This window comes from Spiroplasma endosymbiont of Lasioglossum malachurum (assembly GCF_964020065.1).
Classification (GTDB): Bacteria; Bacillota_I; Bacilli_A; order Mycoplasmatales; family VBWQ01; genus Spiroplasma_E.
The window spans coordinates 915235-933352 of sequence record NZ_OZ026534.1 but is presented as its reverse complement, the minus strand read 5'-3'; the positions used below and the strand labels follow the sequence as shown (position 1 = coordinate 933352).

The following is an 18118-nucleotide window of genomic DNA, read 5'->3' as shown; positions in this document are numbered from 1 at the left end:
AAACTCCTTACTTTTTTCTAAACTAAATTTAGCATTATGAAATTTTTATATGAGAATTTTTTGCAATTTTATTTACTTGCACTTACAAGTATAATTCAGCGTTTTCATAAGTTTAAAAATAAGAATTTAGTAAAATATGTACAACAAAAATTACTATTAGGTTGATCACCTGAACAAATTTATGGCAGAATTAAAAATTTTCATAAAGAGTGAGTTATTAGTTTTAAAACAATTTATACTTGAATTTATTTTGGAATGCTTGATAAAGTTACTAGTAAAAATTTAAGAAGAAAAGGTAAAAAACGAAAATCTAAAGAAAATCGTGGCAAGTTTAATGGTAAATCAATTAAAGAATGAGATATAAATGTTAATGATCGTATAACACTTGGTCATTGAGAAGGAGATACTATAGTATCATCAAGAGGCAAAAGCAAATCATGTTTAATAACTTTAGTTGAAAGAGTATCACGATTTACTTTAGCAATATTAGTTAAAAGCAGAACTACTAAAGTTATTAATAAAAATGTCAGTTATTATTTATCAATTCTTCTTAAAAACATTGTTAAAACTATTACTTTTGATCGTGGCAAAGAATTTTCAAATTGACAACAACTTGAAAAAAATTTAGATGTAAAAATTTATTTTGCCAATCCATATTCACCTTGACAAAGAGGTACTAATGAAAATACTAATGGTTTAATTAGAGAAAAATTTCCTAAAAAATTTATTTTTTCAAAAACTAATAAAAATGAAGTTCATAAATTTATATTGTCTTTAAATCAAAGACCGAGAAAAATATTAAATTATCTTTCACCAATCGAATATTTGGATAGAAAAATAATTTAGTTGCACTTATCTTTACAATTTAGCATTTAAACAATTAAAATATCTTTTGAAAGCAAACCACATATGTGTTTTTGTTAAATATTCTATACCCTTATCTATTAAGATAGAAGTATAACATAAAACTTCTGCTCGTATAATTGTTGATAAAATATTTGGGCCATAAATAATTTTACTTCAATATTCAGCTAAACTAGTTAAAGAACCAACTGAATACATACTAGAAGCTGTAATCATAAAATGATTCGAAATTCAATATCCAGCTTTTGCTATTAGCATTTTTCCAAAGATAGCTGTTTTTGAAAGACATGAATAACCTTCTTCAACACCAATTTCGGGATATAAAGATAAAAGCGGACTCATTTCTTGATCAGCAGTTCTATTAAATATTGTTCTTCCCTCTTGTCAAATTTTTTCTGCGCCCAATTTTCATAAATTCATTGCTTGTGTACTAATTACCAATTGTACTGGAGTTACTCCAAAATCAACTAAATTATTTAAAGGATTTACTTTATTTCAATCAAATGATCCAATACTAGTAACTGCTACCTGAAATACTCGTTGTACAGTTTTCAAACCAACTGCTGCTGTTAATAAACTAGCTGTTCCAATTATTTTTTTAGTATCTGATCATATTAAACTACTTCAACTATTATTAATAGTATTTGCTTCTATATTGCTATCTATATCATTATTTATTAATAACTCTTCTTCTTGTGGCATTTTTTCTCTTCTCTCTATTTTTTTATTAAAACATAAAAAACACATTAGTAACAAACTTTACAAAAGTGGTTATAAACCATATTTTGTTAAATTGCTTTTATGTATTTTAACATTAGTATAAAGGATTATCACTTAATAATCAATATATAAATTCAATAATTTAAAAATATTTATTTGGGTATTTATTATATATTTGTTACAATTATTAAACATTTATGAAAAGTATTAAGGAGTAAAAAATGACAGAAAAAAAACGCATTGTTGTTGGTATGAGTGGTGGTGTTGATTCATCAGTAACAGCAGCACTTTTACAAGCAGAAGGCCATGAAGTTATTGGTCTTTTTATGCGTAATTGAGATTCACTTTTAAATAATGATTTACAAGGTAACAATAATCAAGATATTTGTCCACAAGAACAAGATTATCTTGATGCTTTAGCTGTTTGCCAAAAATTAAATATTAAATTAGAAAGAATTGATTTTGTTAAGGAATATTGAGATAATGTTTTTACTTATTTTCTTGAAGAATTTAAAAAAAGTCGTACTCCTAATCCCGATATTCTATGTAACAAATATATTAAATTTGATACTTTTTTAAAATATGCACAAAAAAATTTACAAGCAGATTATATTGCAATGGGGCACTATGCACGAATTAACTACAATCCAATTACTAAACAATATCAGTTATTAAAAGGAATTGATGATAATAAAGATCAAAGTTATTTTTTATGTCAATTAACACAAAAACAATTAAAATATAGTTTATTTCCTTTAGGTAATAAAACTAAAACTGAAGTTAGGGAATTAGCAAAAAAATATAATTTACCAACAGCAACAAAAAAAGATTCTACTGGCATATGTTTTATTGGTAATCGTAATTTTCAGACATTTTTAAAAAATTATTTACCAGCTAATCCTGGCAAAATTGTTGATATTAATACCAAAACTACTATTGGTAATCACAATGGTGTTTACTACTATACACTTGGTCAAAGAAAAGGTATTAATCTTTCAGGAATGAAAGTTCCGTATTTTGTTGTTGAAAAAGATGTTACTAATAATATCCTTTATGTTGCTAATGATAATGAAAATAAATGACTAATGAATAGCGGTTGTACTGTTAAATCATTGAATTGAATTAATAATAGTACATTAAAAAACTCTTTAAAATGTAATGCAAAATTTCGCTATCGTCAATCTGATATTGCTGTTATTATTAATTTTATTAATAACGATGAAATTAAGGTTGAATTTTCAGAAAAGATACGCGCTATTACGCCCGGTCAAACCGCTGTTTTTTATGATGGTGATATTTGTCTTGGTGGTGGAGTTATTGATCAAATATTTCGCTAATCAATTATTAAAAAACTAATATAAATGATAAAATTTTTAATTGCATATTTTTTTATAATTTTCAAGATTCAAAAATTACTATTAAACTATTTTTTTAGTTTTTAGATACTTTTATTGCATTTTCTTTTTTACGTTTTTAAAATATAAAATAACCTATTATTATAAAAGTTATAGAAAAAAATAAAAAGAGATTTTAATGAAAAAAAATATTAACGCTGAATTATACTTGTAAGTGCAAGTAAATAAAATTGCAAAAAATTCTCATATAAAAATTTCATAATGCTAAATTTAGTTTAGAAAAAAGTAAGGAGTTTTTATATGAGTTATAAACATCTTGGCATAGATGAAAGGATTTATATTGAGAATCAATTGAAATTTAAATTTAAAATTAGTAAAATAGCTAAAAATCTTAATCGAAGTATTAGTACTATTATTCGAGAAATTAATAGAAATAAAGATAATAATCATTATTTTTCATTAATTGCACAAAATAAAGCTGAAAATCGAAAACAATCACATATTAGTTTTCATAAGTTTAAAAATAAGAATTTAGTAAAATATGTACAACAAAAATTACTATTAGGTTGATCACCTGAACAAATTTATGGCAGAATTAAAAATTTTCATAAAGAGTGAGTTATTAGTTTTAAAACAATTTATACTTGAATTTATTTTGGAATGCTTGATAAAGTTACTAGTAAAAATTTAAGAAGAAAAGGTAAAAAACGAAAATCTAAAGAAAATCGTGGCAAGTTTAATGGTAAATCAATTAAAGAACGAGATATAAATGTTAATGATTGTATAACACTTGGTCATTGAGAAGGAGATACTATAGTATCATCAAGAGGCAAAAGCAAATCATGTTTAATAACTTTAGTTGAAAGAGTATCACGATTTACTTTAGCAATATTAGTTAAAAACAGAACTACTAAAGTTATTAATAAAAATGTCAGTTATTATTTATCAATTCTTCCTAAAAACATTGTTAAAACTATTACTTTTGATCGTGGCAAAGAATTTTCAAATTGACAACAATTTGAAAAAAATTTAGATGTAAAAATTTATTTTGCCAATCCATATTCACCTTGACAAAGAGGTACTAATGAAAATACTAATGGTTTAATTAGAGAAAAATTTCCTAAAAAATTTATTTTTTCAAAAACTAATAAAAATGAAGTTCATAAATTTATATTGTCTTTAAATCAAAGACCGAGAAAAATATTAAATTATCTTTCACCAATCGAATATTTGGATAGAAAAATAATTTAGTTGCACTTACCTTTACAATTTAGCATATAAAAATAATAAAGGCAAAATATATGTAATAACTAATGATAGTATTTATAAATATACTAATGATAAAAATACATTCATAAAAATGAAAGGCATAAATGGATTAATAATAAGTTTAAAATTTGATGCAAAAGATAAGATTAATGCTTTAAAAACTAATGACATTTATAAATGTCTAGTCAATAAAAATGATAATATGGGAATATTTAATCAGTAAAACCTAATTATAATTAAGCAATATTTAGTTTTTATTTTGATATTTTTTTCTAAAATTAAATTTTAAAAAAATATTAATTTAAAATTCGTGGTTTAGATTGAAAAGTATTACTAATACCATTATTACTACTATTACTATCAACAGTATTATTTATAATTGGCTTAATACGCATATCAAATATAGTAATAGCAACATTTTTAATACTAATAAAAAATTGCTTTAAAAAATCTAATTGTTCAAATGTAAAATTTAGTTCTTGATTAGTAATCAAATCATTAATTTTTTTAATATCATAATTATTTTCATAATACACAGCAAAATTATCACATTGATTTTGTTTGATCAACATAAAAAAAGAATTAATAGTATTATTATCCAACTCTTCAATTGGTAATGCTTTTAAAATTTTAGGTTCAGTATCATTATAAGTTGTTGTTACTTTATATAAAATTTTTAAATCATTATCAATTTTATATTTTTCTAATTTATAATTTTTTAATTGATTGTTATCATTAACATAATATGATTTGTTTGCCATTTGATTACCACCTTTAAATAAAATAAATCCTTTTTCAATTTAAATAAATGAAAAGAGATTTAAAAAATCAAGTATTAGTTCTTATTTAATTTTACAACTAAATTATTTAGAAATAAAGTAAATCTATAATAAAATAATATATTTTATTATAAATTTAAATTTAATTTATATTAATTAGAAAATTTATTATTTACCTGGAGTTCCAACAGCCATTTTTTGTGCAAGAATAACACTATCAAAATGTAACTGTAAAAATGTGGGTTCACCATCATTAAAAGTTTTTATTTCTTCTGTGCCGGTAGGTGAACTAAAAAAATGAGTTGTAAAAGATGTATTTAATACTTTAAGTAAAGACTCAAACTTTGTTTTGTTTAATTCATCAGTAAACTCTAATTTAAAACCAGAAGTTGGCTGATCGGCCTTGAATCCTTGATCAGCAGTTAGTTTTAAATCAGTTAAAGGTTCTTTTATAATATTACTTGTTATTACCTTTGAAACATTTAAATTTGCTGCCTTTATATTAATATTATAAGATTTAACAAGCTTAGCAGCAGTTTTGCTACTCATAATATCAATTTGACAAATACCATCCGCTACTTTAAAGTCAGTTGTGTCAGCAACTGATATTTCACCTGGAGCAGCAGTTTTAATTGTTACAATTAAATTGGTAATAGCATCAACATCGGATTCTGAATAATCATTATCTTGATTACCAGATGTAAATCCCAATTCCCTTAAAAAGGTTGCAGCATTAACATCTTTTGCTTTCCATTTACCAGCAGCAGAACCTTCAACTAATAACTTTTCTTTAAACAAATTATCTTTAATAAGATTAGTAGAGTCAGCAGTGATAATACAAGTTCCAAGATTATCAAAATTTATTACTTCATCAATTATACTTGTATTTTCATCACTATATCATCCTAATAATTCTGCATATTTCCCATTTAATTGCGGATTATTAGGAATATTTGAACCATTATTACCGCACGCAACAACTGAAGGAGTTGCTCCTACTGTTAATGCAAGGGCACTCATTAATCTTAACATATTTTTCATATTCACATATACCTCCAATAATATTCTTTAAACTTATTATAATAACTATAAATCAATAACTTAGTTACTTTTTTTAATATAACATCGTATAATAAGTTCTCCAATATTTATTATATACTATTTGTTTATAATGTTTAAAAATATGAAAAATAAATATTTTTTAAAAATAAAATACTCCTTTTAAATTAAAAGGAGTAATAATATTATTTTTATTTTATAAAATTATGCAATCGTTAATGTAGTTTTTACAGTAGTAGATCAAAATTAACATCACCTGTTTTATAACTTATTTCTAATTTTTTACCTTCTGCTCATGTTCCTTCAGCATCAGTCGATTCCATTTGCGCAGAAATTTTTAAGCCAGTTAACGTATTTAAAGCCATAAATTGTTTTCCATTATCTGTTTTATCAACAATACTTATTGCTGCTCCTTGTTTAGCACCTTCGGGAATAGTTCCATCTTTTACAAATAAAATATTTGAATTTGTAACAACATCAGTATCTGCTATTGTAATTTTACTAGCTATTGCAGCAAGACCAGCAGCAATAACACCTTTTGTTTTATCAGCTTTTAACTTAATGCCATAAACATCACCAAGTGCCTCTTCACCTTTTTTAAATTGGAAGTTAAAAGTACCACCAGTAATTGCATAATCTTTACTATCATCCATTTTAGCTAATTCTGGTTTAATATTAGTAACTTCAGCAGTTATTGCGTCTAATACAGCTTTTTCAAAAACTCCATCAGCAAAAGTAGTTCCCTCTTTTGGTTTAACTTTTAATACATTAGTAATAAAATCAAAACATGCTTGATTTGCCGCTTTATCTCCTTCTCCTAATAATTTACCAGCTTTAATTGCTGATGCTTCAGAGCAACAGCTCAACTAACATTATCCTTGACAGTTGAATCAAGTGAAGCTGTTTGTACACCTTCTCCTTTTTCATCTGTTAACCCTAATTGTTTTGATACTTCTACGTTCATGGCTACACCAGCTTTATCACCACAAGCAACAACCGAAGTAGTAGCTGCTGTTGTTAATGTTAATGCACCCATTAATCTTAATATATTTTTCATATTCATATATAGTACCTCCAATAATATGACTTTTAAACTACAAATACAATAACCACAATTTAGAATTACTTCTAAACATAATATTGAAATGAATCTAATTAACATTATACATCATATTTTACTTTCTACCATCAATATACTTTATAATAATATAAAAAAATATTCATTATTAACACCTTTAATATTACTATAAAAATTTGTCAAAAATAATAAATACTAAAAATGTATTAGTTATAACAACCAATACATTTTTAAACTTTTTTTATTCTTCGTCTTCACGCCATTCGCCTTCTGACATCAATAATTCTTTACGTACATTTTTAGCAATCGTATAATTAGGGTTTTTATCATCACCATTAATTAAAACATTACGTACTAAATAATTTTCAATTTCATTTTGTAGATTTTTTGCAACAAAAGGTCAATCATCTTTCACTCTAAATTCGCTATCCAATTCTTCTTGTAATTTAGGATTTGTAAGCATTCTTTTTCTTTGCATTGGTTTATAATAAGCAAAGTATCAAATTAGAGCAAACGCAATGCTAGCAATTAAATAAACTAATTGTAAAACATTAGAAGTTATATCAGATATTCCTTTTGTAGTATCAGTTCCACCTTTACCAATAAGACTTGCACCCGAAATTAAACCATTGATTAAAGATCTTAAACATTCTTCAAATTGTCAAACTAAGAAAAGTGTTGCTGCAAGTCAAATAATAATTTCAAAAATATTTTTTTTCAATTTCTTTTCTATAGATAGTTTAATTGCAATGGAAAGTACAAAAACATAAATAATAACCATAATAATACCGGCTTCAGCAGTTAATGTTCCATAATTAACAATCGAACTTAAAACTAATTGTCCATCCTTATAAACAGGATGTAACGTATCAACTATTACTCCAATAATATCAGGTAAAATTAATCATACAAAAGCTGAAGAAAAAGTAATAATTAAATTTAATCTAGAAGCTTTAAATGGAATGTTATCTTTTGATAATTCTTTATATTTAGGTGAAATATATCCCTCAACAGATAATGGTTCTAAAATAGCACCACTATATAAAGCATTTTGCATTCCAGCATTAGACTTTAATGAAATAGTACAAATTAACATTACAAGGATACCAATTATTCCTAATCATTGTGCATGAGCTTTATCACCTAAAATTTTAAAAATACTTAAGTTGGGATTATCTGAAAAATTACCAGCAACAGCACCAATCATAAGGATTGTTACTGCCATATAAAAAATAGTAGATAAAATCATAACAATAACTAATGAACGACTAATATTTTTTTCAGGATTTCTAACATTTTTACCAATTGTTGAATAGGTTTCAAATCCTAAAAAGAAAAAGAAACACATGGCAAAAGCTTGTGAAAAGTTATTGGCAGTTAATTGTTGATGAGAAGTAGTCATATCTCAATTTGAAGTTCCTGCCATCACAAATAATATAATAGTTGCTATGATTAATAAAAAAGTTGTTCCTCATTTTAAATAACTAGAAATATTCACAAATTTTTTAAATGCAGCCATTCCTAAAAATAATACACAAGAAGCTAAACCATAAATTAGAATTCCAATCAAATCTAATCCTAAATGTTGTCATACTCCTCAATTAGCATATAAAAAAGAAGATGGATCAGTAAAGTTAATTCTAATCATTGATACAATTTGTGAACTAACTATAACAGGTAAAGTAGCATACTGTAAAAAAGAAATTAATCAACCTCAGAAGCGACCATAACTACTTCTAACATAAATATAAGCAGCACCATTATTACCCGGATGTACTCTTGAAAGTCTTGAGAAAGCTCAAGAACAAGTTCCTGCAATTAATCCTTCTACTAAAAAAATTCAAATCATATGAGAACCTAAATTTAAACTATCTTTATTAATTAAAATTGCAAAGTTAGCAGTAAAAGTAATTCCAACAGTATAATTAAAACCAAACCAGACTAATTCTGATAAAGTTAATTTATGATTTGTCCTTTCTTTTTTCTTAAAAAGTTTTAACATAATATTCTCCTTTCAATTATAATAATTATATACCTTTAAAGTGATTTCATTAATTAATGAAATAGTCAATAAAATCAAAAAAATAAAAAAATATATGTAATTTATAATAACTAATTTTATTTTAAAATACTACTAATATTTAATTAAATTTTCAAATAATACTAATAAAAAAATAACATTTTTTTAAAAACTATTATTATAATAATGTTACTTAAATAAAAATACTACTTTTTTAATAAGTTATTTTAAAAAATAAGCTTAAACATCTTTTATTCTACATGATAAATAGTGTATTATATAATAATACTTTTAAAAAAATAAAGAAGGAGGTATTAATCATATATGGGAATTACCAAAAAGAAAAAATTTCATTTATTTCCATTTAAAATGCCAACAGCAATTACAGTCTTATTCTTTATTATTGCTCTAATTATTATTATTTCTTTGATTCCAGGAACAACAGGTAAATGATTAGAAGATGAATCAAAACCTGTAAGCACTGATAACCCCTGACAAGAAGGTGGGCCATTAGGTATCATGGACTTATTTTTGGCTCCAATTAAAGGTTTCATTGGTAGCAGTGATATTATTGTTTTTGTTTTAGTAATTGGTGGATATATTGGCATAGTTATGAAATCAGGTGCACTAGATGCAGGAATTGGTCATTTAGTTAAACGTCTAAACGGAAAAGAAATTTGAATTATTCCTTCAATTATGACTATCCTATCGATTGGTGGAACAGTTGAAGGAATGTGTGAAGAAACTATTCCTTACTATTTAATTATTATTCCAGCAATGTTATCTGCTGGTTTTGATGTTGTTACAGCTGTATTAATAATTTTATTGGGTGCTGGTGTTGGTGTTATGTTTTCAACACTTAATCCCTTTGCTATTGCCACAGCTTCACAAGCTAGTGGTTTAAATCCGGGTGATGGAATCATCTGACGTTTAATTTGTTGATTTTTAGCAACTATCGGTACTATTGCTTTTGTTATGTGATATGCAATCCGTGTTAAACGTAATCCCGAAAAATCAGTTGTTTTTCACTTACATAGTGAGCATCATGAAGAATTTATTAATAAAGAAGAAATACCTGAATTTACTAAACGTCGTAAAATTATTTTAGCACTATTTGGATTAACATTTTTAATTATGGTGCTTTGTATTATTCCATGAGGTAAAATTACAGGAACAACTATTTTTGATGATTTTCACAATACATTAATTAAATATTTTCCATATTTCACAAGTCAAATTAATGCATTTGGTGACTGAAATATTGAAATGTTAGCTTTCTTATTTTTCTTTGTTTCAATTATCATTGCAGCAATTGATTGAAAAGGCGAAGAACAATATGTTCGTAATTTTATTAGTGGTTCTTCAGAATTATTAGGTGTTGCTTTAATAATTGCTGTTGCTGGTGGAATTGGCTGATCATTACAACATTCAGGAATGCAACATGTTGTTGTTGGTCAATTGCAAAGTATTGATAAATTGCAAAGATTTGCTATTGTTATTATTGGTTTTTTTGCTTTTCTTTTGATTGCCTTTGTTATTCCTTCAACATCAGGATTTGCAAAAGCTGTTTTCCCTATTGTTTCAAAAATAGTAATTCCTTTAGGATTAGGTTCAGGAATGATTACTACTTTTGTTATGGCTAGTGGTTGAATTAATTTATTTGCACCAAGTGCAGGTGTAATGATGGCAGGACTTGCCATTGCTAAAGTTCCCCTAACAAGTTTTTATCGATCAATCTGACCATATACTATTGGTATTACTGTCTTTGCCTTAATAATGTTAAGTATTGGAACTTTATTACCTCAATCAATATTTTAGTAGAATTTAAAGCACTATGTTAATTAAAACTTTTCTCTAATTAGAGAAAAGTTTTTTAATTTTTATTTCATTTTTATAAAATTAAACATCGTTTGGGAAAACATTCACTTTCACGATCTGTTTGCGTTTGTTCATTATTTAGTAAACTTAATTGATCATCTGCTAATTCTGAAATTTCTACAACTTCATCTTCTGGTAAAAAAATTTGTTCTAATATTTTATTAATATTATTTCAATCATTTACAAAATTTTCACTCATTTTACTGTCTCTAATTATTTTTCCAGTAGCAGGATCATATTCTGTTGATTGACAAGAATTTAACAACATTTCTTCAACAAAAGCAGAAACTTTATAAATAGCTGAATTATACTTGCACTTACAAGTATAATTCAGCAATTTTTATTGCTAATGATGATTTATATTTTCAAGTAGTTGATATACAACAAAGAGTTTATGATATTACTGGTAAATTAATTCAATGTACTATTTTTTATGATAGTTATGAACAAAATGCACAAATTGTAAGATTATTTGAAGTTTATACATTAAATAATGAACAAGTAACTATTAATCGTGCAATTTATAGTATTAATGATAATAAAAAACAATTTCCATTATATTTTAAATCATTCATTAATAACCCTAATTTAGCACAAGAACAAACACTAAATATTAACTATATATCAATAGCAATTATGAGAAATAAAGCAAATGAATTAGCAGATTGTAATAAAGTAATGAATAAAATTAAAGCATTAGATGTTATTTATGAACAAATTGTTTTAGATACTATTTTAAACTCACCCAAGTTTATTTTTGGTCAAACTTATGGTAATGTAAAAGATTCGTTAGAAGATGCTATAAGAATATTAGTTACAAAAAATTATATTTTTAAAAGTGGTGGAGATAGTAACGAACAAAATGAAAATATTAATATGACAAGTAGTAATTTTAAAGGTAAAAATTTAACTGATATATACGATTGAAATCTTAATGAAATATTTAAACGTTGTGGTATTCATATACCAAGTCAAAAGAAATCTGCACAACAATCAGTACCCGAAAGTACAGCTGTAAATATTTCAACTATTAATTATATTGAACAAAAGTTATGACAATTTAATATTGATATTATTAAATTTATTCAAATATTAGTACGTTTAGATAAAGACTTATTAAATAGTAAAACATTTAATATTAATGATGAACAAGAAATTAATAATTTAATAGTTAAATTAAAATTATTTAATCCCGAAAATAACCAATTAATAGGAGAGAACAATGGAAAACAACAACAAACCACAAACGAAATTTCCACAGAAACAAACTAAACTTAATCAAGCAGAAGTAGAAAATGATTATTTAATCGATAATATTCCTTATGACTTTACTAATATGATGGGTGCTACTAGTGATCCCGATATTAATAGAGCATATGATGAATTTAAAAAAAGAACAATTTATATTTATGAAATTGAACGTTTATTTAAAAATAATGAAAATAATAGTTTAAAATTTTCAGCAAATACTATTAAAATTGGATTTATTGATGTTGATAAAGTATTAAAAACTATTGCAGTTGAAACATCAGACTTTACTATGCAATTAAATCAAAGAGCAAGTACTAATATTAATGATAATACAATTGAATATAGTATGACTGATATTAAAAATTTAATTTTTAAAGAAATAAATTTATTAAATCAATTTAAATTATATGCAGTTAGTATAAATGAACCATTAACTGAAAATAATATTGATAATTTATATATCATTAATAATTATTCACAACCTTATCAAAATCCAAAAACAAGAAGTACTAAAAGTATAACTATTATTAAAATTAAAGATTTTAAAACAAGAGATGGTTATCCAATTATTATTAAATTACAAAAACCATTAGATAAAGATACCAAAGTTATTGGTTTAAAAATTAAAGCTTCTAGAAGCATGATTTTTGGCAATATAAAGGTACTTGGTGAAGTTGACAATATGGAAGTATACCCAAAGTTATTTGTCAAGGATAAGATAGCATTTCCGCTATTATCAATGCCTATTGAAACTCAACCAAAAGTTAGAATATTACAACAATGATTTAGTGAACAAATATTACCTTGAAATTTAGCAAAACAATTTATAGGAAAAGAAAAATCAGTTTTAGATTTAATTGCTATTGGTGGTGGAACTGAAACAAGAAAAGAAATTATTAATAATGCAAGAGTAACTAATGCTAAAATAGGTTATGATGTTACTAAAAATTTAAAAGTATGACCATTATCTGATGAATTAGAATTAAAAGATAAAAAATTAGAATCATGATTTTTAGCAGGTAACTATAATTTATTTATTTCTACAACCAATAAATTTCATGATGTTGAACTAGAAATAAAAGATAGACCACCAATTGATAGTTTACAAAAAGTATTATTAGATATGCTAACTTATACATATACTTATAATAGAAACTTTGATGGCGCAAGTTTAGACCCAACAAAAAAACCAAATGAATTAGATAAATTGAGAGCAAAATTTGAGGGTCAAAAACCTGAAGAAGTAATTAGCAATTTGTTTAAACAATGAAAATTAGATTATCCAAATTATGTAAATTTAGCACAAGTACAAATACTTAAAAAAATAATTATTATGTTATCGAATAATATTTATTCTAATATTTCAATCAACAAAGGTTTAAATGATGATGATAAAATTTTATTACCATATTATTTTGAATTAAAATCTAATCCAATTCATAGAAATTCTGATGAAATTTGAGAGTTTAAGGATGCAAAAGTAATTTTAAAATCAGTATATTTTGACTTTACAGATATGAATAACATTAAACTAAAAAATAACGACATTAGTCAAAATGAATTATTTAAACTTGATGATAATCAATTTAACTGATTATCTATTACAAATGAATTAGAAAGTAATAATATACCATCATTAATTTCTGCTGACTGAACATTAGGTAATGGTGAATACGGAAAATACTTTACAAGAGCAATTATTAATAAAAACAAAATTGAAAATGCTTTAAATTTATATGGTTCAAATAAATCTCAATTATTTTCTAAATTAGAATTTTATAAAGAAATTTCAGAAATTGATAATATTAGTGAATTTGAATTACAAATTGAAAATCCGATTAATAACTTAAATCAGATAGAAATTAGTGGAATATTTGGTGCTGGAAATTATGATTTAGTTTTAATAACTGATAAACAAGAAATAAATTTAAATAGTATTAATTTATTTGATAAATATAACGAGAATATTTCATATATTAATTTGGTAATGTTTAGTAATCTGTGTAACTTACAAAAATAACTATGTTTAATTAATTCTAGTAAATATAATTAAATGATTAGAAAGAGTGAGTTACAGATGGCTAAAAAAGATAACTTTAATAATAATGATCCAATATCAAAAGCAGTAGATTTATTATTAGAAAATACTGAAGATTTAACAACAGTTTTTAAAGAAGGGGGTTTATATAAAGAATTAACAAAACGTTTAGTTGAAAAAATGTTGAATTCTGAGATGCAAAATTATTTAGGATATGAAAAAAATCAACATAGTAATAGTGACAATGCTCGTAATGGTATAAGTTCAAAAAAATTAATAACTCAACAAGGTAAAATTGAGATTGATGTACCACGAGATCGTAATAGTAATTTTACTCCTGTAATAGTGCCAAAAAGACAGAGAAGATTTGATGGTTTTGATCAACAAGTTCTTTCCTTATATGCAAAAAGGTATAACATTATCAGATATTAGAATGCAGTTACAAGAGTTATATCATGGTGCTGATATTAGTGAAAGTGTTATTAGTCAAATTACTGATGATGTGATTGATGATGTCAAAGCATGACAAAATAGACCATTAGAAGGCATTTATCCCATTGTTTATTTTGATTGTATAGTAGTTAAAGTACGACAAGATAAACGCATTATTAACAAATCAGTTTATATAGCTTTAGGTGTTGATTTAGAAGGTAAAAAAGATGTTTTAGGTTTATGAATTAGTGAAAATGAAGGCGCTAAATTTTGATTAGCAAATTTCACAGAAATGAAAAATCGTGGCTTAAATGATATTCTTATTGCTTGTAGTGACAACTTAACAGGCATGTCAGAAGCAATACAATCAGTTTATCCTAAAACTGAACATCAATTATGTATAGTTCATCAAATCAGAAATAGTTTAAAATATGTTTCATACAAACATCGAAAATCACTAGTTACAGATTTAAAGCCAATTTATAATGCATGTAGTGAAGAACAAGCAATGCAAGCTTTAGAATCATTTGAAAGTAAATGAAATAAACACTATCCTCAAATTGCTAAATCTTGATATAAAAATTAAGATAATTTAATGATTTTTATTAGTTATCCTCCAGAAATCAAAAGAGTGATTTATACTACAAATTCTATTGAATCTGTTAATAGTCAATTACGAAAAGTCATCAGAAATAAAAAAGTTTTTCCAAATGATATGGCAGTTTTCAAAATATTTTACTTAGCAATTGAAAATATAACAAAAAAATGAACAATGCCCATTCAAAATTGAAATACAGCAATTGCTCATTTTATGATAAAATTTGAAGACAGAATTAATCTGAACTAGTACTTTGCAAAACAAAGAAACACAGATTACTAAAAAGCCTCATTAATTTAGAAATTTAATTATCAAAATATCCTTTTGGATAAATTCCATTTCATTTTTTATCATTATCATTAGTTGGTTTAATTGCAAAATATAAATCTATTTTATAATGGTCGCTTCTTTGACTTTCTCAAATAGAAGCCCCCCCCAGTGAGCATTATAATCATGGTCTAAAAAATAACTCAAATCATTAGTTTTATGATGTGCTAATGAACCAATTATTAAACCAGTTACTCCACTTATAGCACCAGTTAGTGCTAATGCTAATGTTATTTTATTTAAATTTGTTTTTATTCATACTTTCATTTTAATTTTTCTCCTTTTTTAAATTTTATAAAATTGTACATGATGGGCAAGATTTTTTTCCATATTGTATTTCAATAAATTGTTCTGAATTTATACTATTTATATCAAAATCACTCGTAGTAAGTATTTTTTCTAAATCTTGTTGAAATTTTAAAATTTCTTCATCAATAGAATTAATTTTCATTAATGTAGTTTCTCTATTAATATTAAAATTTTCATTAAATGGATTCATACTATGTTTTAATAATTTTTTATTTTTTTCTAATTCATTTATTTTATTTTGAATATCTTTAATTTGTTCATTCATATTTAAATTACTCCTTTTTCCTTAATTTTACCTTTAAATTGTACTATTTTTCATTATTTTTACAAGTATGCTTTTAAATGAAAAATAACGACTAAATTAAAGGCGTTTATTTTGTGAGACCTATACTATTAATTATATTGAAATTGTTTATTATATAGCAAATGTGAAGATACTTTTTTTCACAGTACCATTATTTTTACCCCTAATTACATTTTTGTATGGATACAGTGCATAAAACAATGCATCATAAGGGTCTTGATACATATTTTTATCAGGAAGGTTAGTTTTTGTTTCATCATAACGTAATTCTTCTAAACATTGAGTAGTTTTTGGTAAATCATCTTTATTAGCATAAAAATTTCCATAACTCATAATATTTCTCATTCAAACTACTCTATTAGTTAATCCTGATTCTTGATTTAAATTTGAAGCATGTTTAATAGCAGTTTGTGTTATTAGAATAGTATTATGTTCATCTATTAATTTTTGATTTAATCAATCAATTGCTGTTCTTGCTTTATCATCATAAAAATAAATTGCTTGTTCAAAATTTTCAAAATTATCCATTAATCCTAAAATTTCATTAACATAAGCATTAATTTTTTCATTTTCATTAATAAAATCATTTGGAGTAACTACTAATTCACAAATAATATAAGCATCATAATAACCAGTATTATTATACTCTTTAAAACCAACTACCATAAATACAGTATGGTCTTTTGGTCCCGTAGCTCAATCAATACCAACACTATAAAAATCAAATTTATACATTTCTTTTTCTTGATTATAAAATTGTTTTAACTCATATGATTGTCAATATTTTACAGTTTTTTGAAATGGAAAAATTGTTGCATCACTATCTAAAAATTCAAAACCATAAAAAACAGTATTAAATTCATCAGGATTACTTTTTTTCATTTCTAATAATGTTCTTTTTTGAATGTCTGGTAATTTTTCTCAAAATGGTTGAATAGTAAATCTTAAAATAAATAAGCCTAAACCACTAAAAATATCTTTATTTTCATAATAAACTTTGCCATTTTTTTTAAGATTTTCAATTATTTTATCATTTAATGGTAAAAATGGTGTACAGTACTTTAAATAAAATGAGTGGTATTTATCGTATGGATTACATGTAAACGTAATGAAAAAAACTTTTATAAAAATAACGAGTAATCAATTTTCCAAAATTAGAACTATATATATTTTTATCAATAAATGTTCAACTTCACTCTTTAATAGGTTCTTTTGATACTTTAATACGATTACTTCTAAACATAGAGTTTTGTAATCTTTCATATCGATATGTTAATTGCTTTTCTGTCAAAGTTTCTTTTTCTTCTGCCATTATTATTTCATCTGTTCTTGAACCTAAAAAACTTGACCCACCCGCTTCTTTTCCAAAAATTTTATTACCATTAGCATAACCAATAAAGTCAATTTGTTGATTATTAGGAAAAATAATACAACCACCATCCTTAGTAATTTTTCATTTAATACCATGTGGATTATTAGGTAATAAATTAATATTATATGTATCTAATAAAACTTGACAAACATTCATTAAAGCACCAATTGTCGTTTCACTATGAGTATTTTCATAGCGCCTTACTTCTTGAACACTACTATCACTAAAATTACAACATATAAATAAATCAAATGCTAAACAGTTTCAAGTTTTTCTTGTTCCACGTGCAGTTGGTATAAAACGATAAAAACAATTGGTAGTGAAAAATTCTGCTCATTCATCACCAACAAATTGTTTAAAAATATCTCAACTAAAACCATAATTATTATCACTAAAATTAAGATTATATTTTTTATTTAATTGTGCATCACTAGTAATAAAATCCATATTTACTCCTTATTTTTA

17 protein-coding genes and 1 pseudogene are annotated in these 18118 nt (G+C 24.5%); 7 read left to right on the top strand and 11 right to left on the bottom strand.

The features are described from left to right. Positions 1 to 36 precede the first annotated feature (36 nt). Positions 37 to 846, top strand: a complete 810-nt coding sequence (locus AACK95_RS05175) for an IS30 family transposase (protein ID WP_338979749.1) — start codon at positions 37 to 39, stop codon at positions 844 to 846. A 12-nt stretch (positions 847 to 858) separates the two neighbouring features. On the opposite strand, the gene AACK95_RS05170 is transcribed toward AACK95_RS05175, so the two are convergent. After that, a complete protein-coding gene (locus AACK95_RS05170) occupies positions 859 to 1566 on the bottom strand; it encodes a hypothetical protein (RefSeq protein ID WP_338979747.1) in 708 nt (235 codons plus the stop codon). 239 nt (positions 1567 to 1805) lie between these two features. On the opposite strand from AACK95_RS05170, the gene mnmA reads away from it, so the two are divergent. Both mnmA and AACK95_RS05160 read left to right on the top strand, forming a co-directional pair. Then, complete coding sequence (gene mnmA / locus AACK95_RS05165; RefSeq protein ID WP_338979745.1) at positions 1806 to 2921, top strand: tRNA 2-thiouridine(34) synthase MnmA; 1116 nt, start codon at positions 1806 to 1808, stop codon at positions 2919 to 2921. 318 nt (positions 2922 to 3239) lie between these two features. Continuing rightward, complete coding sequence (locus AACK95_RS05160) at positions 3240 to 4190, top strand: IS30 family transposase (RefSeq protein ID WP_338979744.1); 951 nt, start codon at positions 3240 to 3242, stop codon at positions 4188 to 4190. A 314-nt stretch (positions 4191 to 4504) separates the two neighbouring features. Here the strand turns inward: AACK95_RS05160 and AACK95_RS05155 are convergent, their stop codons facing one another. The 5 genes from AACK95_RS05155 to AACK95_RS05135 all read right to left on the bottom strand — a co-directional run bounded on the left by AACK95_RS05155 (position 4505) and on the right by AACK95_RS05135 (position 9126). Then, complete coding sequence (locus AACK95_RS05155; RefSeq protein ID WP_338979743.1) at positions 4505 to 4969, bottom strand: hypothetical protein; 465 nt, start codon at positions 4967 to 4969, stop codon at positions 4505 to 4507. A 186-nt stretch (positions 4970 to 5155) separates the two neighbouring features. Beyond that, complete coding sequence (locus AACK95_RS05150; RefSeq protein WP_338979742.1) at positions 5156 to 6028, bottom strand: hypothetical protein; 873 nt, start codon at positions 6026 to 6028, stop codon at positions 5156 to 5158. A 245-nt stretch (positions 6029 to 6273) separates the two neighbouring features. After that, on the bottom strand, positions 6274 to 6912 hold the full coding sequence (locus tag AACK95_RS05145) for a hypothetical protein (RefSeq protein WP_338979741.1): 639 nt from the start codon (positions 6910 to 6912) through the stop codon (positions 6274 to 6276). Next, positions 6864 to 7124, bottom strand: a complete 261-nt coding sequence (locus AACK95_RS05140; RefSeq protein ID WP_338979740.1) for a hypothetical protein — start codon at positions 7122 to 7124, stop codon at positions 6864 to 6866. The genes AACK95_RS05145 and AACK95_RS05140 overlap by 49 nt, the downstream gene beginning before the upstream one ends. Before the next feature lie 241 nt (positions 7125 to 7365). After that, positions 7366 to 9126 carry an APC family permease gene (locus AACK95_RS05135; RefSeq protein ID WP_338979738.1) on the bottom strand — a complete coding sequence of 587 codons (1761 nt, stop codon included), beginning with the start codon at positions 9124 to 9126 and terminating at the stop codon, positions 7366 to 7368. A gap of 342 nt (positions 9127 to 9468) precedes the next feature. Here AACK95_RS05135 and AACK95_RS05130 point away from each other — a divergent pair, with 342 nt between their 5' ends. After that, complete coding sequence (locus AACK95_RS05130) at positions 9469 to 10962, top strand: YfcC family protein (RefSeq protein ID WP_338979736.1); 1494 nt, start codon at positions 9469 to 9471, stop codon at positions 10960 to 10962. Positions 10963 to 11035: 73 nt separating this feature from the next. Here AACK95_RS05130 and AACK95_RS05125 read toward each other — a convergent pair whose 3' ends face one another. After that, complete coding sequence (locus AACK95_RS05125) at positions 11036 to 11290, bottom strand: hypothetical protein (RefSeq protein ID WP_338979734.1); 255 nt, start codon at positions 11288 to 11290, stop codon at positions 11036 to 11038. A 368-nt stretch (positions 11291 to 11658) separates the two neighbouring features. Between AACK95_RS05125 and AACK95_RS05120 the strand changes: the two genes are divergently transcribed. The 3 genes and pseudogenes from AACK95_RS05120 to AACK95_RS05110 all read left to right on the top strand — a co-directional run bounded on the left by AACK95_RS05120 (position 11659) and on the right by AACK95_RS05110 (position 15590). Beyond that, positions 11659 to 12294, top strand: a complete 636-nt coding sequence (locus AACK95_RS05120; protein ID WP_338979732.1) for a hypothetical protein — start codon at positions 11659 to 11661, stop codon at positions 12292 to 12294. Next, positions 12245 to 14293 (top strand): hypothetical protein, encoded by a 2049-nt coding sequence (locus tag AACK95_RS05115; protein ID WP_338979730.1) that lies wholly within the window; start codon positions 12245 to 12247, stop codon positions 14291 to 14293. Before AACK95_RS05120 ends, AACK95_RS05115 begins: the two co-directional genes overlap by 50 nt. Positions 14294 to 14350: 57 nt before the next feature. Then, positions 14351 to 15590: pseudogene (locus AACK95_RS05110) on the top strand (IS256 family transposase). Positions 15591 to 15728: 138 nt separating this feature from the next. On the opposite strand, the gene AACK95_RS05105 reads toward AACK95_RS05110, so the two are convergent. From AACK95_RS05105 to AACK95_RS05090, 4 genes are all read right to left on the bottom strand, one after another. Further along, positions 15729 to 15935, bottom strand: coding sequence for a hypothetical protein (locus tag AACK95_RS05105; RefSeq protein ID WP_338979728.1), 207 nt, complete (start codon positions 15933 to 15935; stop codon positions 15729 to 15731). 25 nt (positions 15936 to 15960) lie between these two features. Further along, positions 15961 to 16242, bottom strand: coding sequence for a hypothetical protein (locus AACK95_RS05100; protein WP_338979726.1), 282 nt, complete (start codon positions 16240 to 16242; stop codon positions 15961 to 15963). Positions 16243 to 16392: 150 nt separating this feature from the next. Next, positions 16393 to 17433, bottom strand: a complete 1041-nt coding sequence (locus AACK95_RS05095; RefSeq protein WP_338979723.1) for a hypothetical protein — start codon at positions 17431 to 17433, stop codon at positions 16393 to 16395. Then, positions 17375 to 18100 (bottom strand): hypothetical protein, encoded by a 726-nt coding sequence (locus AACK95_RS05090; RefSeq protein ID WP_338979720.1) that lies wholly within the window; start codon positions 18098 to 18100, stop codon positions 17375 to 17377. Before AACK95_RS05090 ends, AACK95_RS05095 begins: the two co-directional genes overlap by 59 nt. Positions 18101 to 18118 lie beyond the last annotated feature (18 nt).